This window comes from Caulobacter sp. 05L422 (genome assembly GCF_056397765.1).
In genome coordinates, this window is sequence record NZ_JBFTOB010000022.1 from 45,942 (window position 1) to 66,280 (window position 20,339).

General features: G+C 69.3%; 19 protein-coding genes. 14 read left to right on the top strand and 5 right to left on the bottom strand.

Annotated elements, in window-relative coordinates; translation table 11 throughout:
* Positions 1-23 precede the first annotated feature (23 nt).
* From AC1DMQ_RS19800 to AC1DMQ_RS19810, 3 genes are read right to left on the bottom strand one after another with little or no spacing between them, the layout of a single operon-like run.
* A complete protein-coding gene (locus tag AC1DMQ_RS19800; RefSeq protein WP_477035272.1) occupies positions 24-1,058 on the bottom strand; it encodes a class I SAM-dependent methyltransferase in 1,035 nt (344 codons plus the stop codon).
* A 10-nt stretch (positions 1,059-1,068) separates the two neighbouring features.
* Positions 1,069-1,812: a hypothetical protein gene (locus AC1DMQ_RS19805; RefSeq protein WP_477035273.1), complete on the bottom strand. Its 744-nt coding sequence runs from the start codon at positions 1,810-1,812 to the stop codon at positions 1,069-1,071.
* Complete coding sequence (locus AC1DMQ_RS19810) at positions 1,809-3,524, bottom strand: O-linked N-acetylglucosamine transferase, SPINDLY family protein (protein WP_477035274.1); 1,716 nt, start codon at positions 3,522-3,524, stop codon at positions 1,809-1,811. The genes AC1DMQ_RS19805 and AC1DMQ_RS19810 overlap by 4 nt, the downstream gene beginning before the upstream one ends.
* Positions 3,525-3,913: 389 nt before the next feature.
* Between AC1DMQ_RS19810 and AC1DMQ_RS19815 the strand changes: the two genes are divergently transcribed.
* The 14 genes from AC1DMQ_RS19815 to AC1DMQ_RS19880 all read left to right on the top strand — a co-directional run bounded on the left by AC1DMQ_RS19815 (position 3,914) and on the right by AC1DMQ_RS19880 (position 18,677).
* Positions 3,914-4,750: a hypothetical protein gene (locus tag AC1DMQ_RS19815; protein ID WP_477035275.1), complete on the top strand. Its 837-nt coding sequence runs from the start codon at positions 3,914-3,916 to the stop codon at positions 4,748-4,750.
* Between the two features lie 590 nt (positions 4,751-5,340).
* The gene (locus AC1DMQ_RS19820; protein ID WP_477035276.1) at positions 5,341-6,024 is read left to right on the top strand and encodes a carboxypeptidase-like regulatory domain-containing protein; all 684 of its coding nucleotides are present in this window, start codon (positions 5,341-5,343) and stop codon (positions 6,022-6,024) included.
* A 1-nt stretch (position 6,025) separates the two neighbouring features.
* Entirely contained in the window at positions 6,026-7,249 is a 1,224-nt protein-coding gene (locus AC1DMQ_RS19825) for a phage tail sheath family protein (RefSeq protein ID WP_477035277.1), read from the top strand.
* Between the two features lie 25 nt (positions 7,250-7,274).
* A complete protein-coding gene (locus AC1DMQ_RS19830) occupies positions 7,275-7,742 on the top strand; it encodes a phage tail protein (protein WP_477035278.1) in 468 nt (155 codons plus the stop codon).
* A 123-nt stretch (positions 7,743-7,865) separates the two neighbouring features.
* Positions 7,866-9,281 carry a hypothetical protein gene (locus tag AC1DMQ_RS19835; RefSeq protein WP_477035279.1) on the top strand — a complete coding sequence of 472 codons (1,416 nt, stop codon included), beginning with the start codon at positions 7,866-7,868 and terminating at the stop codon, positions 9,279-9,281.
* The gene (locus AC1DMQ_RS19840) at positions 9,269-10,045 is read left to right on the top strand and encodes a CIS tube protein (protein ID WP_477035280.1); all 777 of its coding nucleotides are present in this window, start codon (positions 9,269-9,271) and stop codon (positions 10,043-10,045) included. Before AC1DMQ_RS19835 ends, AC1DMQ_RS19840 begins: the two co-directional genes overlap by 13 nt.
* A complete protein-coding gene (locus AC1DMQ_RS19845; protein ID WP_477035281.1) occupies positions 10,042-11,556 on the top strand; it encodes a phage baseplate assembly protein V in 1,515 nt (504 codons plus the stop codon). The genes AC1DMQ_RS19840 and AC1DMQ_RS19845 overlap by 4 nt, the downstream gene beginning before the upstream one ends.
* 2 nt (positions 11,557-11,558) lie before the next feature.
* Entirely contained in the window at positions 11,559-11,903 is a 345-nt protein-coding gene (locus tag AC1DMQ_RS19850; RefSeq protein ID WP_029916329.1) for a hypothetical protein, read from the top strand.
* Positions 11,904-11,905: 2 nt separating this feature from the next.
* Positions 11,906-12,343, top strand: a complete 438-nt coding sequence (locus AC1DMQ_RS19855) for a GPW/gp25 family protein (protein ID WP_477035282.1) — start codon at positions 11,906-11,908, stop codon at positions 12,341-12,343.
* On the top strand, positions 12,343-14,877 hold the full coding sequence (locus tag AC1DMQ_RS19860; protein ID WP_477035283.1) for a baseplate J/gp47 family protein: 2,535 nt from the start codon (positions 12,343-12,345) through the stop codon (positions 14,875-14,877). The genes AC1DMQ_RS19855 and AC1DMQ_RS19860 overlap by 1 nt, the downstream gene beginning before the upstream one ends.
* Positions 14,877-15,419, top strand: coding sequence for a hypothetical protein (locus tag AC1DMQ_RS19865; protein ID WP_477035284.1), 543 nt, complete (start codon positions 14,877-14,879; stop codon positions 15,417-15,419). The genes AC1DMQ_RS19860 and AC1DMQ_RS19865 overlap by 1 nt, the downstream gene beginning before the upstream one ends.
* Positions 15,420-15,443: 24 nt before the next feature.
* The gene (locus tag AC1DMQ_RS19870) at positions 15,444-16,823 is read left to right on the top strand and encodes a PASTA domain-containing protein (RefSeq protein WP_477035285.1); all 1,380 of its coding nucleotides are present in this window, start codon (positions 15,444-15,446) and stop codon (positions 16,821-16,823) included.
* Positions 16,824-16,883: 60 nt separating this feature from the next.
* Complete coding sequence (locus AC1DMQ_RS19875; protein WP_477035286.1) at positions 16,884-17,948, top strand: PASTA domain-containing protein; 1,065 nt, start codon at positions 16,884-16,886, stop codon at positions 17,946-17,948.
* A 126-nt stretch (positions 17,949-18,074) separates the two neighbouring features.
* The gene (locus tag AC1DMQ_RS19880) at positions 18,075-18,677 is read left to right on the top strand and encodes a hypothetical protein (RefSeq protein ID WP_477035287.1); all 603 of its coding nucleotides are present in this window, start codon (positions 18,075-18,077) and stop codon (positions 18,675-18,677) included.
* A gap of 10 nt (positions 18,678-18,687) precedes the next feature.
* On the opposite strand, the gene AC1DMQ_RS19885 is transcribed toward AC1DMQ_RS19880, so the two are convergent.
* Both AC1DMQ_RS19885 and AC1DMQ_RS19890 read right to left on the bottom strand, forming a co-directional pair.
* Positions 18,688-19,380: a hypothetical protein gene (locus tag AC1DMQ_RS19885; RefSeq protein ID WP_477035288.1), complete on the bottom strand. Its 693-nt coding sequence runs from the start codon at positions 19,378-19,380 to the stop codon at positions 18,688-18,690.
* Between the two features lie 101 nt (positions 19,381-19,481).
* Positions 19,482-20,168 (bottom strand): transglutaminase-like cysteine peptidase, encoded by a 687-nt coding sequence (locus AC1DMQ_RS19890; RefSeq protein WP_477035289.1) that lies wholly within the window; start codon positions 20,166-20,168, stop codon positions 19,482-19,484.
* Positions 20,169-20,339 lie beyond the last annotated feature (171 nt).

Genomic DNA, 20,339 nt, shown 5'->3' on the forward strand with positions numbered 1-20,339 from the left:
AGCCCCGTCCGCCCCTTCGAGGGTCAGCCGGCCTTGGTGGCCGTGCAGATGTAGTAGAACTGATAGACCTGCGAGACGCGCACGTCGGTCAGGCTGGCGGGCAGGCTCTCCACCGGGCAGCGGTGGATGACGTCGTGGCTCGACAGCACCTTGTGGAAGTAGGCGCGGTCCAGGGGCGTGGCCGCGTCGCTGATCTGCTCGTCGAGGAACAGCAGCACGCCGCCGGGCTTGGCCACGCGGGCCATCTCGGCGATGGCCTTGACCGGATCGGTCAGGCCGTTCACCGCGCCGTAGCTCGTCACCACGTCGAAGCGGTCGTCCTGGAACGGCAGCTCCATGGCGTCGCCCAGCACCAGGTCGACCGCCACGCCCGCCTTGCTCATCATCTCGCTGCCCTGCTTGAGCATGGTCTCGGACAGGTCGATGGCCGTGTAGTCGGCGTCCAGCGACATCCAGCCGTGCTTGTAGAGCGAGTTGCAGGAGCCGGTGGACACGTCCAGCACCTGCAGCCGGCGACCGGCCGTGCGCAGCGGCGCCAGCACCCGCTCGTGGACGGCGGCGAACGATTCCGGCGGCGTATAGGGGCGGCGCGACAGCGACAGCCAGACGGGCAGGGCGGTCCACAGCAGGTGCAGCAGATAGCTCTGCCGGCTCAGCACCAGTCCCGCCAGGACCAGCGGAACGGCCAGGATCAGCGCCAGCGGCAGCGCGCCGGACGCCAGGGCCGCGACCAGGCCGACCGCGAGAGCCAGCAGGCCGACGATCGTCACGCCGTAGGCGATCCAGTAGGGCCAGGACAGGGCCAGCGGCCGCACCGGCATGACGATGGCCGGCATGGTGATCTGATAGAGGCGGCCGAACAGCCCGTCATAGAAGGTGTCGCGCAGCTTGCGGTCCTGGGCCCCCAGCCGATCCTCGGCATAGAGCTTGGGCATGCCGTAGACGCAGGCGTAGTCCTGGCCGCAGGTCGTGCACCGCCATTGGGTGACGCTGGTCACGAAATCGGCCCCGGCGCAGGACGGGCAGCGGTACTTGCTGGCTTTAATCTCGGTCGTCATCGAAGCCGCCTTACCCGCGTGGATCGAAATAGGCGAAGGTCGCCACCCAGCGACCCGCCTCGCTGTCCCAGTCGAACTTGTCCCTGAGATCGGACTGGGTGACCCAGTGGTGATGGTCATAGCGCCAGATGCAGATGTCGCCGGCGTCCTGATGCGTCTCGAGATCGATCACCTCGCCCTCGATTTCGAAACAGGTGCCGCCGTTGCGGAAGTCCTTCCCACGCTGCGACAGCGACGTGATGAAGCCCAGCTGCTGGGGCATCAGGTTGTGCCAGTGGCGGGCGAAGAAGCCGCCGCCGGCCGGGTACTGGATCAACTGCGGGTGGACATACGGCCCCGAGGCCGGGATCTCGAAGTCGACACCGGCCCCGGTCAGGGTGTTGTAGAGGCCGCGCAGGGGCTCGAACAGCGCGCGCAGCTTGGCTTCCAGCGCCGACGGCGCGAGGGGAAGGTCGTTGAAATTGTAGTCGTGGAAGACGTGCGGCGCCTGTTGCAGGCGCGAGATCATGCAGCGGCGGCGATGATAGTTGCCGGCGAAGTCGTCGACCTCGGCCAGCGGCGTCTCGCGCCCCCAGGCGGCCACCGCCGCGCGAAGCTCGGCGACCTGGTCGTAGGGGAAGACCCGCTTGAGCATGAGCAACTGGCCCCGGTCCATGACCCGGTCGACGATCTCTGCATGCTCCATCCGGGGGACGATGGCCCCGTCGCGCAGGTCGCATTCGACCTCGATGACCCGTTCCGACCCCGCGCTCATTTCGCCGCCAGCCAGCGATCGAACATCTGCCGGAACGTCGCCTCGAGATTGCGGGTGAAGCCGACCTCGTCGCAGTAGGGCGAATTGTCGAAGCCCGGCCGCACCTTGGCGCGCAGGGCGTTCAGGGCTTCATGGTCCGCGGTGAGAGACAGGGCCCGGCCCACATAGTCGTCCCAGCCGTCGGCGATCAATTCAGACAGGCCGCAGGGCTGGACCACCGGCACGCCGATGCGGCCGTACAGGTCCTCGCCCACCTGGGTGAGCAGCGGCACGCCGTTGGCCAGGGCGTCGCACGAGGTGGTGCCGCCGGGACAGGGCGAAGGATCCAGGGCCAGGTCGATGTCCTGGAATTCGCGGCAATAGTCGACGCCGGTCGTACGGCCGCGGAATTCCAGCTGCTCTGGCCGCGCGCCGTAGGCGACGAAGCGGGCCTGGGTCACGCGCTGCAGCACCGGATCGACGAAGGTGCCGTACTTCAGAACCAGGCGATCGTTGGGCCGCTGGCTGAGGATCACCGCCCAGGCGGCGATGGTGATCTCGCTCAGCTTGGCGGGATTGTTGAACGAACCGAAGGTGACATAGCCGTTCTTCAGGGCCGGAGTCGGGACCGGGTCCAGCCGATCCGCCGACGGGCGGCTGGGGGCCACGATCGGGCCGATCGGCCAGATCTCCTCGGTGTAGTACCGCTCCGATCCCGGCACCGCCATGCTGTCGGCATGGAGGATGTAGTCCATGCAGGCCATGCCGGTCGTCTGGACGAAGTTGATCCAGGCGACCTGGACCGGCGCCGGGCGGTAGGCGAAGACGCCCAGGCGGCTGCCGGCGGTGTGGCCCCAGACGTCGATCAGGATGTCGATCCTGTCCTTGCGGATCAGGGCGGCGACGTCGGCGTCGGCCATCTGCCCCAGGCCGCGCACCTTGCAGCCCAGCGGCAGCGCGCCTTCGCCGGCGGGGTCGGCGCAGTAGAGAAACACCTCCACGGCGGCCTGGTCATGCGCGTCCAGCACGGGCAGCAGGAACTGGGCCACCTGGTTGCGGGTGAAGCTGGGGCCGACATAGCCGATCCGCAATCTGCGGCCGGGGTTGCGGTCGTTCTCGAAGCGCGGCTCGGCCGGCGTCAGGTGGGTCGCGTACTGGTCGGCCCAGCGTCGCGCCTCGTCCGCCACCCGCTGCATGCGGTCGGGGGCGTGGAACAGCGCGTACAGGAGGAACTCGTGGATCACCGAACTGACGAACGAGTCGGTGGCGACCTGGAAGACGTTGATCGCTTCGTCCGTGCGGCCCTGGTGAAGCAGGGCAAGTCCGTAGGAGGCGATGTGCTGGCTGGAGAGCCGATCGAAGTCGAGGCTGCGGCCCAGGGCCAGGCTCGCCGCGCCCATCTGCTGCTGCTCGTAGAGCGCCAACCCTACGGCGCCGCAATAGGCCTTGTCGGTCCGGAAGCGTTGGGTGTCGACGCCCAAGCCGCGCAGCAGCGACGTCGCGTGCAGGTCGCGCGCTTCGTCGAGAAAAGGCCGCGCCGAGGCGCCTTGGCCGGCCGCCACCAGGGCGCTGTAGAGCCAGTACCGGCTTTCGTGATCGGCCGGCTGCGCCTTGGCGACGGCTAGAAAAGCCTCCGCCGCCGCGGTCGCGTCGCCGGCTTCCAGCGCCGCGCGTCCGGCGGCGATGAGGTCTGCTCCGACGGCGCCGGCGGGGGCGACAGGCTCGGCTAGCATCCGGCGGTCCTCTCGAATCATAGTTAACGCAGAGTAGACCGCGCCCGCGTTAACGCGGGCTTACGATGCGCTTTCCACCGCTCCGCGCGCCCATCGACAGCGGCCGAGGCGGCTCGCCGGGGTCCGGAGAAATCCCGTATGGACGGATCGCCAAGGTCTGCTAAGCTCTACCTATAGGTTCAGCTTTCTCGTCGTTCTCCAAATGCGCGCAAGCTTGGCCGTGGGCCAGGCTTCATCTGGAGATCGCGCGCTGGGCGACAGCGTTTCGCGCCCGGCGAGAGTGCGGAACGGCGTTCGCCTCCTATCCGCCCGGCGTCGTCGCCGGTGTCAGTGCGCCCCGAGGTTTTCCGGGGGAGTTCCGCGTCCATCTGGATTCTCGAGGAGGGACCATGAGCGCTTATCGCGGTTTCATCGTGCTGGGGGCAGGGGTCGTCCTGGTCCTGCTGCCGTTCCTGATCTTCGTCGCCGCCGGCTGGCCGGGCAGTCCCGACAGCTGCATGGCCACGACGCCCAACACGTGCTTCTGCGAGGCGTTCAACGTCGGCGATGTGACGTCGCACGCCAACGGCGTCCGACAGCCGGTCAACACCTGGTTCAACCTCTATTCGATCCTGACCGCCGCCCTGGTGGCCCTGATGCTCTATCTGGATCGCAAGGACGGCGCGCGCGGCGAGAACGTCATGCGGTCCGACAACTTCATCGCCGACCTATATGTCTTCGCGGTGCTGTTCCTGGGCCTGGGCAGCATGTGGTTCCACGCCTCGATCATCGGCTGGGCGGGCAACTTCGACGGGCTGTCGATGTACATCTACGCGGCGTTCCTGGTGTTCTACACCCTGCGCCGGATCGTCCCCGCCGACTGGGTGTTCTGGGTCTTCTACCCGATCACGGTCGTGGTCTTCGTGATCCTCCACGCCCTCTGGCAGTGGGAGTTCAAGTCGCTGATCCTGATCATCGCCCTGGTGGCCGCCTATCTGGCGCTGGAGATCTGGGCCTGCGTGCGGGAAGGCAAGCCCTGGCAGGGGCGGTGGAACACCATCCTGCTCTGGTGGCTGGCCGTGGGCTGCATCATCGCCGCGACCATCTTCTGGGCGCTGTCGCAGACCGGCGGGCCGATGTGCGATCCGAACGCCTTCTTCCAGCCGCACGGCATGCTCTGGCATCCGTTGGCCGGGGCCATGGCGGTGCTGCTCTACTTTTACTGGCGGGAGGAGAACCGAGGCTGACGGGCGGTTCGCGGCCGGCGGTCGCGACCTCTCGTGGGGGCTGAATCCGGCATGGCGCGGCGGCGGTTTCCCTCGCGCGGGACTGCTCGCCCTTGCCCTTCGGAAGGTCGTGGAGAGCGTGGCGGCCGATCCGTCGGCGCTGGTCCGGAGCTGGCTGGCGGTTGAGCGGCCGCCGAGGCTCTCACGGTGTCGACGCCTTGGCTTTGACGGCGTTGACCTGCAACTATTACGTTTATTTCTAGTTTTCCGACGATGAAGTATTTCGATTCGCGATATTAAATATAGTTTGGCGATAATGAAGCTACATGTCGATGTTTGATTGCATACTATCGAACGTCATCGCTCGATGTGTAGTAAATTTATAGCTGTCTATGGCAAAAAGTGCCAAGTATTCGGCAGCCTGATCGCGTTAAGTATTTCCAATAGTCTCGAGATAGGTGCGTAAATATCATAAAAATTCGCGTACATGAATCTCGATGATGTGGAAAATCATATTCGGAAAACGATGAAATCTGAGCTTTTCATTTGTTAAAATTCGGACTTAGTATGGTTGGACGTCTTTGGGTTGTACCTGGGGGAGCGATCAGAAAATGGCTGAAGGGCTGGAGGAAACGACGCGCGAATTGATCGGTTGGACCCAAGAGGTCCTGCCGGGTCGCGCCGTGGTCGCCCGGTCCCTGAGCGATCGCGACTGCGGTGAAGGGGTCGACCTTCGCCTGATCGGCCTGGCCCCCCACGCGGCCCCCCGCGCGGCCTCGCCGCCGCTGATCCTGACGGTCGACTACCTGCTCACCGTCCGCGCCGCCGACCCGATCGTCGAACAGACGGGCGCCGTGCGCCTGCTGTTCGCGGCGATGGAGCACGACGAGACCGAGGTGGTTCTGGATCGTGACGCGCTGAAACTTTGCGCCGATCTCAGCCTGCCGCCGGGACCGGGCTTCGTGCTGCGGACCATGGTCTCGATCGCCCGGAGCCGCCCTGCCGAGCGGGCGGGGCTGGTTCGTTTCCCGCTCAACATCGTGTCGGGCGAGCTCGGCGTTCTGCAGGGCTCGGTCCTGGGCCCCGGCGACACCCCGGTGGCCGGCGCCGTGGTGCGCCTCGAGGGCCTCGATCGCTCCGCCCAGACCGACGCCTTCGGCCGCTTCCGCCTCCACGGTCCCGTGGGCGGCAAGGGCCGGCCTGTCCGCCTCAATGTCCGGGCCCGTGGGGTCGAGATGGACAGCGAGGTCGAAACCGGAAGCCCCGTGATCCTTCGTTTACCGCTGGAGATTTGACATGCCGTCCTATTTGAGCCCCGGCGTTTACGTCGAGGAGATCGACTCTGGAACACGCCCGATCGAGGCGGTGGGCACTTCGGTGGCCGGGTTCGTGGGAACCGCGCCCAACCCCGACGCCCTCGTCGACGAGGCCATCGCGATCAACAACTGGAGCGAGTTCCGGCGACGCTATGTGCGCGACGGCGACAAGGGCACCGACCTGGCCAACGCCGTCTATGGCTTCTTCCTGAACGGCGGCTCGCGCTGCTACGTGGTCAACACCAAGGCCGACGGCGCGATCGCCGGCAAGGGCAGGGGGCTCGACGCCTTGGCCGCCATCGACGAGATCGCCATCATCGCCGCGCCGGGACGAACCGATGCGGCCGCGCATGGCGCCTTGCTGGACGCCGCGGAGTCGCTGAAGGACCGCGTGGCGATCCTGGACGGGCCACCCCGCGTGGATGACGTCGAGGTGCTGACCCGCGCCGCCGACGGCAGCGCCGCCCCGCCCACGACCCCGGCCGCCGACGGCGACACGACCGCGACGCCGGCGCGCGGCAAGGGTCCCAAGCCCGGCCTGCGCGCTCGGGACTCCGACGGCGGCTACGGCGCCTATTATTTCCCCTGGCTGAAGGGCCGCGACGCGATTGATCCGGACGCCCTGGCCCAGATCCCGCCCTCGGGCCACATGGCCGGCATCTACGCCCGCACCGACAGCGAGCGCGGCGTGCACAAGGCCCCGGCCAACGTCACGATCCGGGGGGCCGAAGGCCTTACCCAGATGCTGTCGCGGGCCGAGCAGGACGTGCTCAATCCGGTCGGCGTCAACTGCATCCGCTTCTTCACCCGCGAAGGCGTGCGGGTCTGGGGTGCCCGGACCCTGGCGCCCAGCGCCAGCAATTGGCGCTACCTGAACGTCCGCCGGCTGTTCAACATGATCGAGGAGTCGATCGCCATCAGCACGCGCTGGGTGGTGTTCGAGCCCAACGCCGGTCCGCTGTGGAAGGACATCCAGCGCGACGTCGGCGCCTTCCTGACCCTGTTGTGGCGTCAGGGCGCCCTGGCCGGGTCCCGACCCGAGGACGCCTTCTTCGTCAAGTGCGACGCCGAGACCAACCCGCCCGAGGTGGTCGACGCGGGCCAGGTGGTGGTGGTCATCGGCATCGCGCCGGTGAAGCCCGCCGAGTTCGTCATCTTCCGCATCGGCCAGACGGCGGTCGGATCCACCGTCGAAACCGCCTGACCCAAAACCTTAGAGAGGATCCGTCATGGCCAAGCCAGAAGAAGCAGCGGCGGCGCCCAAGGTTGGCGCTTTGCCCGATGTCTATCGCAACTACAACTTCATGCTCTCGTCCCGCGAGATGGGCGATGTCCGGTTCACCGAGTGCTTCGGCCTGGGTGTGCGGATCCATCCGATCCGCTACCGCGAGTCCGGCAGCGGCCAGATCGTCCGCACCCTGCCCGGACCGGTCGAATACGCCGAGGTCACGCTGCGCTACGGCCTGACCAAGACGCCCGCGCTGTGGGACTGGCTCAAGGAGGTCCTGGCCGGCGGGACGCCCCGCCGCAACATCTCGATCGCGATGATGGACGTGAAGGGCACCGCCGAGGTCCTGCGCTGGAACCTCGACAACGCCTGGCCTTGTGAATGGAGCGGCGTGTCGTTCGACGCCCTCGGCCGCGAAGTGGCGATCGAGGAACTCAAGCTGTCGTTCGACACCCTGACCCGAGCCTAGACCATGGCCCTCCGCCGCCTGTTGTCGGGTTGGCTGATCGCCATGGCCGCCCTGGCCCGCTCGTTGGCCCAGGCCCTGGAGCGCGCCTCCGAGGATCGATCCGCGCCGACTCCGGACCCGGTCATGGCCGCCTTGGCCGACCGGTATCCGGGCGCGCCGGCCCATTGGCTGGCGCATGTGGCCGAGCGGACGGCTCAATTGGCGGAGGCGGGCGAGGCGCCGCTGTCGCTGAACAGCGATCCTGCGGCCTCGCCGCCGGTCCGACTGGACGACATGCCCGCTCGGCCACTTGCGACGGCGGCGGAGCCGGAACCGGCTTCGCACGATCCACGGCGTCCGGCGCCCCGCCGCGACACCGCCGTCCCGACCCTGGCCGCCCTGCGCGACCGGCCGTCCGAGGTCTGGCGGCGGCCGGACGTCGAGCGGCCGAGGCGGCCGAGGCCGGTGTTCGCGGCCGTGGCGCCCGCACCGCCGCCGGAGCGTCCGACGGCGACGGAGCCCGGTTCCGCGCCGCGTCGGCCACGCTCGCCGTTGACCTTCGTCGGCTCGTCGTCTCAAGCGGTTCCCAACGCGCCGGAGACCGCGACGCCTGCGGCCGAGGCCGAGGCGCCCGCGAGCCCTCCGCGCGAGCCGATCTGGTCCCAGCCGCCGCAAGCCCGGGCGGCGACGTCCGATGCGGCCAAGGCCTGGACCGACGTTCCGCGGCCGACGGCTCCGATCGACCACGCCTTCACGCAAGCGCGCCCGAAAGATACGCCGGAGGAGGCGCCTGCGGATCGGATCGACGCGCCCATCGTCCGTCGCCAGAGATCCTGGTTCTTCGCGAGATCCAGGCGTGTCGAGCGACCGCTCGAGCTTTCGGCCGATCCGGGACGACCCGCGAAAAGCGGAAGGGCGGACGCGGTGGAAGCGATCGCGGTCGCCCGCGCGCCGGTTCCCCAAGCCGCCTTCCAGACCTCCGCGACGGACCGTCCCGCCGCCGCGCCAGATCGGACCTGGCAGGACCAGACGCCGTCCCGTCGACGCTCCCTGTTTCGCGAACTCGCCGCGCTCGCCGGGCCGCGTGCTCGCGCCGATCATTTCCCGGTCTCCGAACCGACCGGGACGAGGGCTTCGCCGCCGCCCGATCGCCCCTCGCCGGAGACCGTCCCGGCACGGTCCGCGTCCTCGTTCTCGCCGTCGCGGACAGTCCCGTCGGCTCGCCCCGCGCCGGCCTTTTCGCACCTCGAAGGCGCGCCGCCGAGCCGAGCCAAGGCCGAGGCGTCCCCTCGCGCCGCGCGGCGGATCGTTCGCGGAGCATCGAAGGCGCCCTCGCCGGACGACGAGACCCAAGGTCAGGGCAAACGGTCGAGCATCTCCAGGCGCCCCCAGGCCTCGCCATCGCGGGAGCTCTCGCGCGGCTTCGCGGCTTCGCCGCCGGACAACCGCTGGCCGGCGCTGCCGCCGACGACCTTCGCCTCCCCGAACGGCGTCGAAGCGTCGCCGCCGCGCTGGGATCAGCTGGCCCGTGAACAGGAGGAGGGCAGATGGAGCGTGTAGCCTTCCTGCTGGAACGGTCGGGCGAGCGGATCTCGTGCCTGCTCAATCCGGAAAACCTCGAAGCGCGGCGCAGCGCCGGCGTGCGGACGCGGCTGGCCGGCGGCGGCTTCCTGACCGGCGTGGCCCGTTCCGAGGATCCGCTGATCGCCACCGGCGGCGGGGTCACAGAATACGACCTGAACCTGCTGTTCGACGTCGAGGTCGCTCGCGAAGGTCGTCCGTCGAAGGCGCCGGAAGACGGCCAGGGTCCCGCCGCGGACGACGACGTCCGCGCCCTGACTCGCCCGATCTGGGACCTGACCGAGAACGCCGTCGCCGCCGACGGCTTCGCGGCTCCGCCCACGGTGCGGTTCATCTGGGGCAAGTCCTGGAACATTCCCGGCGTCGTGCTGCACGTGTCCGAGCGCCTGGAACGGTTCAACGCCGACGGGGCGCCCCGCCGTTCGTGGCTCAGCCTGCGCCTGCGCCGCGTCGAGGATTCCGAACCGCGTCCCGCCCCCAGCCGGCCCGTGACGCCGCAGTTCGAACCACCCTCGGATCTGGACGGCGGATCGGTCGATCAGTTCCCGGCCGTCGAGATGCCGGTCGACACCGACGGCTTGCCGCTGAAGCGCTTCGACCAGATCGCCGACGACGGCTACGGCGACCCGACCCTGTGGGCCGACGTCGCGGCCTACAACGGCGTGGACGATCCCCTCAACCTTCCGGAGGGCACGACCATCGTCCTTCCGTCGCTGGCGATCCTGCTGGAGGTGCGGGCGTGACCTCGATCTTCGCCAATCGCCCCCTTCGGGCCCGTCTGGACGGCGCGCCGCTGGACCCGGGCCTGGGGCGCTACGCGGTGTCGGCCTTCGTGCGCCAGGCGCTGAACGCTCCGGCCATGGCCGAGCTGGTGTTCGCCGACGCGCCGAACGACACCCTGACCAGCCTGCGCCTTGGCGCGAGCCTGGCCTTCTCGGTCGACGGCTCCGGCGACCTGTTCGACGGCGAGATCACCGCCGTCGAATATCAGCAGGACGCGGCCCAGGGCCGGGTCGTGCGGCTGCGGGCCCTGGACAAGCTGCACAGGGCCAGGCTGCGCCAGCGGGCCCGGGCCCTGACCGACATGACGGTCGCCGACCTCGCGGGCCAGATGGCCGGCGATCTGGGCCTGACCTTCAGCTGCGCCGCCCAACCGCCGACTCGCGCCCTGATCATCCAGCATGACCAGAACGACTTCGACCTGGTGGTCGACCTGGCGCGCGACGCCGGGCTCTATCTGGTGGTGGAAGCCGGCGAGCTGCGGCTGATCAGCCTGGCGGGCGAGGGCGAGCCGATCCCGCTGCGCATGCGGCGCGAGATCATCCAGGCCAGCGCCACGACGGGCGCGGACTCGCTGCGGCCGTGGACCGGCGCCCAGTCGTGGGACCCCTCCCGCGCCGTCTCGGCCAACGCCCGCGCGGGCTTGGCCAGGCAGGACGCCGAGGAGTTTCGCGACGGCGGGCTGACGGCCTTTCCGGACCTGGGCGGACGGACCCTGTTCAACCGCCTGGCGGCGGACGCCGCCGAGGCCGAGAGCCTGGCCCAGGCCGATCTCGACCGGGCCGTGGCGCGCGCCGTCCTGCTGGAGGCGGTGGTCGAGGGCGACACCCGGCTGCGCCCCGGCCGGCCGGTCAACCTGGAGGGCGTCGGCGACCTGGTCGACGGTCGCTGCGTGGTGACCCGCGCTTTGCACCGGTTCGAGGAGGCGCGCGGCTATGTGGTCGAGATCTCGACCGAGCCGCCGACCCGGCCCGACCGTCCCCGCGTTCCGGCTTTCACTCTGGGCAAGGTGACCGACGCCGACGATCCCGACGGCCTGGCGCGGGTGCGGGCCCGCTTGCCGGTTCTGGGCGACGTCGAGACCGGCTGGATGTCGGTGCTGCTGCTGGGCGCCGGCGCCGAGAAGGGCGTGGCCATCCTGCCGGAACCGAACGACGACGTGCTGGTGCTGTTTCCGGACGGCGACCCGGCGCGCGGCGTGGTCCTGGGCGGCCTTTATGGCGAGCGCGCGGCGCCGGGGCCTCGCGGGGCGGGGACGGCGGGGGCCCGGGCCTTCACCGTGCGCACGCCGGGCGGACAGGTGCTGACCCTGGACAGCGTCGACGCCCTGGCGCGGCTGGAGACCCGCGCGGGCGGGCTGTTCGAGTTCGGCCCCAACGGCTCGCGCCTGCGGGCCAGCGGCGATCTGATCATCGAGGCCCCGGGCCGTCGTTTGACCATCCGCGCCGCCGCCGTCGCGTTCGAGGAGGGTTGAGCATGCTGTGGTTGACCCAGGACGCGACGCTGGTCTGCGATCACGGCGGCCGGGTGGGCATCGCCCCGACCCAAACCCTGGTGCGCATCAAGAGCCGCCTGGCGCTGGTGAACCCCAATCCGCAGTCGCGGCCGATCTCGGCCTGTCCGAACGCCAATCCGGTCATCGGCCTGCGACCCTGCCTGACGACCCTGGCCGTCAAGCAGGGCTACTCGACCTTCGTGACCATCGGCGGCCGGGCGGTGTGCCTGGACACGGTCACGGGGCTTACCGACGGATCGCCGCCGGGCACTGTCAATTATCGCGTGGTCGATCCCGGCCAACGCCTCGTGGCGGCCGGGAGTTGAGCATGAAGAGCGTTCGGGGCATCCGGTTCGAGGGCGCGGAGCTGGGCGGGGCGACGTCCGAGCTGCGGCGGCCGGCGGGGCTGATCCTGTCGCCGGCCGGACGGCTGGCCGACGTCAGCGGCGCCGACGCCGTGCGCCAGGCGATCATCCTGCTGCTGACCACCATCCCGGGCGAGCGGGTCATGCGGCCCGGCTATGGCTGCCCGCTGCACCGGCTGATGTTCGCGCCCAACGACGCCACAACCGCGGGCCTCGCCATCCACTACGTGCGCCAGTCGCTCAAGCGCTGGGAGCCGAGGATCGAGATCGTGCGGCTGGACGCCGGCGTCGATCCCGCCGCGCCCAGTCAGTTGGTCGTTTCGCTGGACTACAGGGTGCGCAGCAGCAACCAGCCGGGCCAGCTTCAATTCGGCCTCGACCTGCGTGGGGAGGCCGCCTGATGCCGTTGCCCACGCCCAAGCTGGACGACCGGACCTTCGCCGAACTGATGGCCGACGCCGTCAAGGTCATCGACCGCTCGTGCCCGGAATGGACCGATCGCAATCCCAGCGATCCCGGCATCACCCTGCTGGAGACCTTCGCCTATCTGACCGACACCATGCTGTACCGGCTCAATCGCGTGCCGGAGAAGCTGTATGTCAGCCTGCTGAACCTGGTCGGCGCCCAGGTCCATCCGCCCGCCGCGGCTGCGGTGACCCTGACCTTCACCCGCACCGCCGGCAATGCGCGGATCACCATCCCCGCCGGGACGCGCATCGCCACCAGCGACGGCTCGGTGACCTTCGTGGTCACCCAGGCCGCGATCCTGGCGGCCGACCAGAAGAGCGTCGAGGCCCCGGCGCTTCATTGCGACATCACCGAAGCCGAGGCGATCGGAACCGGGACCGGCGCCCCGGGCCAGAGCGTGCAGGTGAAGCGTCCGCCGATCATCGCCCCGTCCGGCGACGGCCTGGACCTTATCGTCGGCGTCGAGGCCGACAGCGCCGAACTGGCCGACGGCGCGGTGTCGCGCACCCTGGGCGAGAAGAGCTACCGGATCTGGCGCGAGGTGGTCAGCTTCGCCGACGCCGCCCCGACCGACTGCGTCTATCGCGTCGACCGCGCCATGGGCCGCATCCAGTTCGCCCCCGCCGTGGCCGGCGAGGGATCGACGGGGCTGTCGGCGGTTCCGGCCCTGGGGCGAGACATCCGGGCCTGGTATCGCGGCGGCGGCGGCCGGGCCGGCAATGTGGCGATCGGCGCCCTGACCATCTTCAAGACGCCGATCCCCGATCTGACGGTGACCAACCTCGTGCGCGCCGCCGGCGGGGCCGAGGCCGAGAGCATCCAGGCCGCGATGCGTCGCGGCCCGCTGGAACTGACCTCGATGCGCTGCGCGGTCACGGCGCGGGATTTCGAGCGCCTGGCGATCGCGGACCGCGCGGTGGCGCGGGCCAAGGCCTACGCCCAGTCCCAGGTCTGGGCCCACGCGGCGCCCGGGGTGGTCGAGATCCTGCTGGTGCCGGACGTCGACCTCAGCAAGCTGCCCGACGGCGCGGTCACGGCCCAGGCGGTGATCGAACAACGCACCGAGGCGGTCAGGACCCGCGTCCAGAGCGCCGTCGACCAGCGCCGGCCGCTCGGGGTCCAGACGTCGGTGGATTGGGCCAAGGTGCGCCCGGTGTCGGTGGCGGCCCGCGTGGTGGTCAGCCGCGAAGAGGACGCGCCGGCGGTCGAGGCCCGGCTTCGCACCCGGCTCAACAAGCTGTTCTCGCCCCTGCGCGATGAACCGTTCGGCCAGGTCCTGCGCGCGTCCGACGTCTATGAGGCCATGCTGGCCGACCCCAGCGTGCGCTATGCCGACCAGCTTCGCCTGACCATCGGCGAGGCGCCGGACCGCGACGTGTCGGACCTGCTGCGCGATCCGCACCAGGCGCGCACCTGGTTCGCCGCAACAAACCAGGGCCTGCACCGCAGCCTGGACGACGGCAACACCTGGGCGGTGGTGTTCAAGGCCGACGGCGATCGTCCGCTCTTCGTGCGCCGCCACGCCGACCGGCCGGGCCTGATGGCCCTGGGCGTCGTCCGCAAGGCCGGCGGCGCCATCCATGTGTCGCGCGACTGCGGCGAAACCTGGAAGACCGAGGCGGCCGTGTTCAACAGCGAGGTGTCCGACGCCGCCTGGATCGACCGGGAAGGCTCGCCGATGTTGCTGATCGCCACGGGGGAAGGCCTTCGCCAGCTCAAGCCGTTCGGCGACGCGGGGCCGTCTCCTGTGGTGGTCGACAAGGCCCGCGACACCAAGGGCTTCTACACCGTGGCTACGTCGGTGTCGTCGGCCGGCGTGGTCCAGGTGGCGGTGGCCGCGCGGGTCAAGGGCGGGGTCTATCTGTCGGCCCTGGGCGGAGTGTCCGACAGCTTCCATCCGATCGGCCTGTCGGGCCAGGACATCCGCAGCCTCACGGTGCAACGCTTCAACGCCCGGGACTTCCTGTGGGCGGCGGCCGCGGCCGAGGCCGGGCAGCAAGGCTCCGGGGCCTTCCGGGTGGAGCTGCGTTCGGGCGGGGCCGACGATCCCGAGGGTTTCAAGCCGTTCAATGTCGGCTGGCAGGGCGGGTCCTGCGAGGGCCTGGCCTTCGCCGACCAGTGGGTGTTCGCGGGATCGAACCGCAGCGGGGTGCTGGCGCTGGACACCACCGTCGCCGCGCCGGCCTGGCGAGCCACGCCGCTCGACGCCGGCCTGCGGGTCCGCGACACCGAGCGGCTGCTACACGTGGTGTCCTGCGTGGCGGCCGCGCCCGTGCCCGGCGGGCAGCCGCTGGTGTTCGCCGGCGGTCCCGTGGGCGTCTACCGCAGCCTCGACGGAGCCCAGCATTTCGCCACGGCCTCGGCCACGGTGTTCACCGACCGCATCCCGCTGCCGCCCAACTGGCTCTATTGCGCCGATCAGCATCACCTTTCGGTGGTGATCGACGACGACACGGGGGCCGGATGATGGATCAGGCCCGCATCGCCCGCCTGCTGCCGGAAACCTACCAGTCGGCCATCGTGCCGAAGAAGCCGCTGGCCGCGACGCTGGAGGTGATGGAGATGCTGCAGGCGCCGGCCGAGAGGGCGCTGGCGACGCTGGACTCGCACATCGATCCGGTGCGCGCGCCGCCGAACTTCGCCCTGATGCTGGCGCGCTGGCTGGACCTGGACCGCTATCTGGACTGGACCGGCGGGCGTCCGGGCGAGGGCGCGCCGCGCTACGCCGCGGGGCTGGGCCGTCTGCGGCTCCTGTGCCTGGAGGCGGCGGAGCTGGCGCGCTGGCGCGGCACCCGCCGGACCCTCGAACGCATCCTGACCGTGGCGACCGGCGTGTCCGGCTACACGGTCGAAGAGAACCCGCCGGGGCCCAAGGGCGTCGCCCGAAGCTTCCACCTGCGCGTCGTCGCCCCGGCGGCCGCGCAGCCCCTGGCCGACTTAGTGCGTCGCATCGTCGACGAAGAGCGTCCCGCCTACACGACCTACGAAATCGAATTTTCCGCAGCCTGATCGCGAGCACGAGGACGAACGCCCATGCCGAGTTTCGAGATTCCGGACGGCCCCACGACCGTTGCCCTGAAGACGGAGGCCGGATTCCACAAGGGGAACGCCGTATTCGGCGTCACCAACAAGACCGGAGAGGGGTTGACCGCTCGGTTCAGCGTGCAGGTCCAGGGCAACGGCAAGGCCGAATGGTATTCGATCCAGGGCGAGCCCGAGCGGCCCGTCGCGTCCGGCGAGACCCAGACGGTCACCGTGGTGGCGAAGATCCCCGCCAACGCGCCGGCGGGGGAGCATCGCATCAAGCTGCGAGCGACCAACGTCAATGATCCCGACAACGACAGCACCGAAAGCGCCGTGTCGACGGTCAAGATCCCCGCCATCGTCAAGCCGCCGGTCAAGAAGAAGCCGTTCCCCTGGTGGATCATCGCGGTCGCCGGCGGGGTGCTGGTGCTGGTGATCGGCGTGATCATCGCCGTCGTCGTGATGGGCGGTGGCCCGAAGGTTCCGAAGGTCATCGGGCTGGACTATCCGGCCGCCGTCGCCGCGCTGAAGAAGGCGGGCTACGAGGCCGGGCCGGAGGTCAAGGAGCCGGCCCCCGACAAGCCTTTGGGCAAGGTGTTCAAGCAGGACCCCGAAGGCGGCAAGAAGGTCAAGCCCGAGGGGATCGTGGTCCAGCTGACGGTCGCCGGCGTGCCGACGGTCGCGGTGCCGAGCGTGATCGGACAGGACTATCCGACGGCCGTCGCCACGCTGGAAAAGAGCGGCTTCAAGGTTGGACCGGCGATCGAGGAGGTCTCCAGCGACCAGCCCCTCGGCCTGGTGTTCAAGCAAGAGCCGGCGGCAGACGCGCAGGCCGATCCGAAGGTGGCCGAGGTCAAGCTGACCGTGGCCGTCGGCGAGACCGTGTCCGTGCCGGCCGTCGCGGGCAAGCCGCTGGTGGCCGCGCAGGCGCTTCTCGAGGATCGCGGGTTCAAGGTCGCCTCGACGGTCGGCAAGGCCTCCGGCCAGCAGCCGGACGCCGTCTTGGTCCAGTATCCGGTCGGCGACACCAAGGCTCCCAAGGGCAGCGTCGTGACGCTGACCGTCGATCCCGGCGTGGTCGTGCCCAACCTGCTCAGCCCGCAGGTCGGCGGGATCGCGGGCATCCAGGCGCTGAAGAACGCCGGGGTTGACGTTGGCTCCATCGGCTCAAGCTGCAGCGGGACGCCCAACATGATCGTCGCCCAAGGCATCGAGCCCAAGACCAAGGTCGCCCTGGGCACGAGGGTGAACATCACGATCGCCAGCGCGACGGCGAACGTCGCGCTGTGTCGGGCGATCGTAGACAGGAACGTCCTGCTCTACAGCAACCAGATGCGAACCGTGAAGACGGTCGCGCCGACGACGACCCTGAGAACCCTGCCCAAGTAACGGCGTACCGCGTCGCGAGCGCGGGGCTCGCGACGCCTTGTCCAACGCAAGGACCAGGACATGCCCAGCTTCGAGATTCCGGACGGACCAACCACCATCGCTCTGAAGAAGGAGGGCGCGTTCCATACCGGAAACGCCGTCTTCGGCGTCACCAACAAGACGGGGGAGGGCCTGACCGCGCGGTTCAGCGTTCAGGTCCAGGGTGGCGGCAAGCCCGAATGGTATCAGGTCCAAGGGGAGCCGGAACGGCCGGTCGCGGCGGGTGAAAACCAGACCGTGACCGTGGTCGCCAAGATCCCGGCCGCGACGCCGCCGGGCCAGCACCGGATCAAGCTGCGGGCGATCAATCTCAACGATCCCGACAACGACAGCACCGACAGCGCGGCGGCGACGGTCACCATCCCCGCCGCCGGCGCCGTGACGCCGCCGGTCAAGAAGCCGTTCCCCTGGTGGATCCTGGCGGTGGCCGCCGGGGTGCTGGTGCTGGTGATCGGGGTGATCATCGCGGTCGTCGTGATCGGCGGCGGCTCCAAGGTCCCCGACGTTGTGGGCCAGCCCTATGCCGAGGCCGCCAAGGCGCTCGAAAAGGCCGGCTACAAGTCCAACAAGCGGATCGACAAGGAAACCGGCGAGAAGCCGCCGGAGACCGTTCTGGACCAGAGGCCGCTGGCCGGGGCCAAGACCAAGAAGACCGAGACCGTCGTCCTCACGGTCGCCGCGCCCATGCCGGTGGTCTTGCCCGAGGAGCCCAAGGAGGAGCCGCCGATCGAGGAACCGGCCGAGGCGGGTTGCGATCCGGTGGTCGGGGCCTGCATCGAGGGCTTCGTCTGGCGCGCCGCGGGTCCGGACGATCGGGTCTGCGTCACGCCGGAATCCCGGTACCTGGCCCGTCTGGAGAATGCCCAGGCCTCGGCCCGCCGCAATCCGAACGGCGGCCCCTACGGCCCGGACACCTGCCTGATGGGCTACGTCTGGCGCGACGGCTTCGCCAACGACCACGTCTGCGTGAGCGGCGAACGGCGCACCGTCGTGGCCCAGGAGAACGCGGCGGGTCCGTCGCGCTATCGCGCCTGCCGGCCGCCGAGGATCATCCCAAGGACGAAGATCATCTCGCCAGCGGGCTAGACGTCAAACCCCGGGGGCTCGCCGGTCGGCGGGTCCCGCAAGGAGTGCAAACGCGATGGGTCGGATTTTCGCTCTCGACGCCGTCCCCGGATCGCCGGGATCGGCGGCCGTGGCTGAGCAGCGTCGATGAAGGTCGTCATCATCATCCTGATCCTGATCGTCATCGGCTTCGTCGTGGCGATCGGCGTGGCGGTCTATCGCGCCACCACCCCGCCCGCGCCCCCCTCGGCCCACGGGCCGCCCACCGGCAGCGACGGCAAGATCGACGAGGACGCGCTGGCGAACTGGGACCCTCCGCCGATGGCCGAGGTCATGGGCAAGCTGACGCGTCCGTTCGCGCCGAAGCTGTTCAAGAAGGCCGTCACGGTCACCGAGCAAACCGGCGCCCTGCCGATCCCGCCGGCCGACAAGAACATGCGCATCGCCCGTCTGCGGCTGATCACGGGGCTGGGGGCCGTCGTGACCTACAGCTGCGAGGAGAGCAATGACGAGGGCAGGGAGGGGGAGACCTGTCCCCAGCCTGTGTGCCTGTGCCACGAGAAGACCGTCCTGAACGAGGACGACGTTGAGGACTGCAAGGAACCCTGGCGCAATGCGCGGGCGGCCGGCGACGGCACGTTCGTTTGCCGTGAGAAGGACGACGACGTCTCGGCCGTCATCTATCGCGACGGCGGCGCGATCGTGGTCAAGCCGATGCGGGAGGAAGCCGTCGAGGTTTCGGTCCGCTGATCGGCGTGGCCTAGACCCGCACCGTCCGGAGCGCCGAGATCATCGCCAGCAGCGATCCGATCAGCAGGACCAGCAGCCAGACGGCCCCGACAATGGCGATGATCAGCGCGCCGACGGCGTCGGTGATGGCGGCCAGGAAGCCAGGCGGGAAGTCGATCAGGAACGCCTGCAGCAGGGTCAAGCCGATCGAGACCGCGGTCAGGATGACGATGCCCTTGTTCTGCAGGAACCGCTCGTGGGCGAGGATCAGCAGGATGGCGAAGGCGATCTTGAGGATCAGGATCAGGCCCAGGGTCGCGGTGGCGGCGCCCGTCGGAAAATCGGCGAACGCGACGAAATAGGCGATCGTGCCGAACGGCACGGCCACCAGCAGGGTGATCATCAGGATCAGCAGGCCCAGGGCCGCCAGGGCCATGACGATCGCGCCCAGCAGGCCGAAGAAGGCGATCACCAGGGTGACGATCCCCTGTATGCGTCCGATCACGCTGCGCGACAGCAGGATGCCCAGGCCCATCAACAGGACGGTGTAGAGCAGCAGGCCGTCCAGCACCGGCAGGTAGCGAATGCCCAGGCCCGGCGTCGAGGCCTCGAAGCCCACCTGGTGCACGGCGTTGATAACGAAGGCCGAGGCGCATTCCACCAGCAGGGCCACCAGCAGGACGAAGCCGGCCAGCCAGAAGAACGGCGCACGCAAACGGTCCATGGGAGAGCCCCGTGTTGAAACGCGAAGTGTGCCCAATCTCCACTATCGCGACAAGGTAAACATCGTGCGTCGTTATGGTTGTGTCTGGGCGGCGCCGCGTTTCAGCGCCGTTGGCGGGCCAGGGCGCGCTCCAGCGCCCGCTGGTTGTAGTCGCCGCCCGAGTGACCCGGCGTGTCGACGCGCCAGAAACCGAAGGTGTTCAGGCCGTACGCCGGTTCGAAAGGCGCTTCCTGGGGGCTCATGAGCTTGTTCTGCAGGCTGTCGAGAATCCGGACATCGCCTTCGGCGAGCCTGACGCCGAGAACGGCGTGGCCGCTGGGCGGGGTGGTCGTCAGCGTCACCCCGACGATCAGATAGACGTCGGTTTCGGAAAAGCCGAGGCGCGTCAGGCCCCAGCGCTTGGTCAGGGCGATGTCCTCGCAGTCGCCGCCGATGACCAGGGTGTTGACCGGCGTGGCCCAGATGTCGTCGCGAAGATAGAGCTCGAAATCCTCGGTCTGCTTGACGTGGTCGTTCACGTAGGCGTTGACCGCCGCCAGTTGATCGACCCGCGACAGCCGGCGCGCCTTCTTGTCGAGGAAGTCGCGATAGGCCTTCACCTGCGGGATGTCGCTGCGCGCGAGCAGCTCGGCCGTGAGGATTTCGGACTGACGCAACGGCTGGGCGCGCCTCAGGATGAAGTCCGGATAGTCGGTCTTGGTGAAGATCAGGTTCGACGCCGCCAGGGCGGGGGAGCCCTGGAGGATCAGCGCCAAGCCGATCGCCATCGCGAGCCCGGTGAGTTTCATCGACAAGAAGCCTCCTGACGCCGCCCGTTGCGATCAGCTAGCCGCCCCCGACGAGCCTTGGACAATCGGGCGTTCCAGCCGTCGTCTCCGGGAAAAGACCTGACCGCCGGGCGGCGCCCGATGAACGGACATCTCGAAGCTTGGCGAATGCAACACCCGCCCGGCTTCCGT

Bases quoted from the DNA above. Each gene is read 5' to 3' on its own strand.
- AC1DMQ_RS19870 (WP_477035285.1), top strand. From the start codon at position 15,444: ATGCCGAGTTTCGAGATTCCGGACGGCCCCACGACCGTTGCCCTGAAG.
- AC1DMQ_RS19810 (WP_477035274.1), bottom strand. From the start codon at position 3,524: ATGCTAGCCGAGCCTGTCGCCCCCGCCGGCGCCGTCGGAGCAGACCTC.
- AC1DMQ_RS19835 (WP_477035279.1), top strand. From the start codon at position 7,866: ATGGCCGCCTTGGCCGACCGGTATCCGGGCGCGCCGGCCCATTGGCTG.
- AC1DMQ_RS19890 (WP_477035289.1), bottom strand. From the start codon at position 20,168: ATGAAACTCACCGGGCTCGCGATGGCGATCGGCTTGGCGCTGATCCTC.
- AC1DMQ_RS19880 (WP_477035287.1), top strand. From the start codon at position 18,075: ATGAAGGTCGTCATCATCATCCTGATCCTGATCGTCATCGGCTTCGTC.
- AC1DMQ_RS19805 (WP_477035273.1), bottom strand. From the start codon at position 1,812: ATGAGCGCGGGGTCGGAACGGGTCATCGAGGTCGAATGCGACCTGCGC.
- AC1DMQ_RS19850 (WP_029916329.1), top strand. From the start codon at position 11,559: ATGCTGTGGTTGACCCAGGACGCGACGCTGGTCTGCGATCACGGCGGC.
- AC1DMQ_RS19840 (WP_477035280.1), top strand. From the start codon at position 9,269: ATGGAGCGTGTAGCCTTCCTGCTGGAACGGTCGGGCGAGCGGATCTCG.
- AC1DMQ_RS19860 (WP_477035283.1), top strand. From the start codon at position 12,343: ATGCCGTTGCCCACGCCCAAGCTGGACGACCGGACCTTCGCCGAACTG.
- AC1DMQ_RS19885 (WP_477035288.1), bottom strand. From the start codon at position 19,380: ATGGACCGTTTGCGTGCGCCGTTCTTCTGGCTGGCCGGCTTCGTCCTG.
- AC1DMQ_RS19825 (WP_477035277.1), top strand. From the start codon at position 6,026: ATGCCGTCCTATTTGAGCCCCGGCGTTTACGTCGAGGAGATCGACTCT.
- AC1DMQ_RS19855 (WP_477035282.1), top strand. From the start codon at position 11,906: ATGAAGAGCGTTCGGGGCATCCGGTTCGAGGGCGCGGAGCTGGGCGGG.
- AC1DMQ_RS19865 (WP_477035284.1), top strand. From the start codon at position 14,877: ATGGATCAGGCCCGCATCGCCCGCCTGCTGCCGGAAACCTACCAGTCG.
- AC1DMQ_RS19800 (WP_477035272.1), bottom strand. From the start codon at position 1,058: ATGACGACCGAGATTAAAGCCAGCAAGTACCGCTGCCCGTCCTGCGCC.
- AC1DMQ_RS19815 (WP_477035275.1), top strand. From the start codon at position 3,914: ATGAGCGCTTATCGCGGTTTCATCGTGCTGGGGGCAGGGGTCGTCCTG.
- AC1DMQ_RS19830 (WP_477035278.1), top strand. From the start codon at position 7,275: ATGGCCAAGCCAGAAGAAGCAGCGGCGGCGCCCAAGGTTGGCGCTTTG.
- AC1DMQ_RS19820 (WP_477035276.1), top strand. From the start codon at position 5,341: ATGGCTGAAGGGCTGGAGGAAACGACGCGCGAATTGATCGGTTGGACC.
- AC1DMQ_RS19875 (WP_477035286.1), top strand. From the start codon at position 16,884: ATGCCCAGCTTCGAGATTCCGGACGGACCAACCACCATCGCTCTGAAG.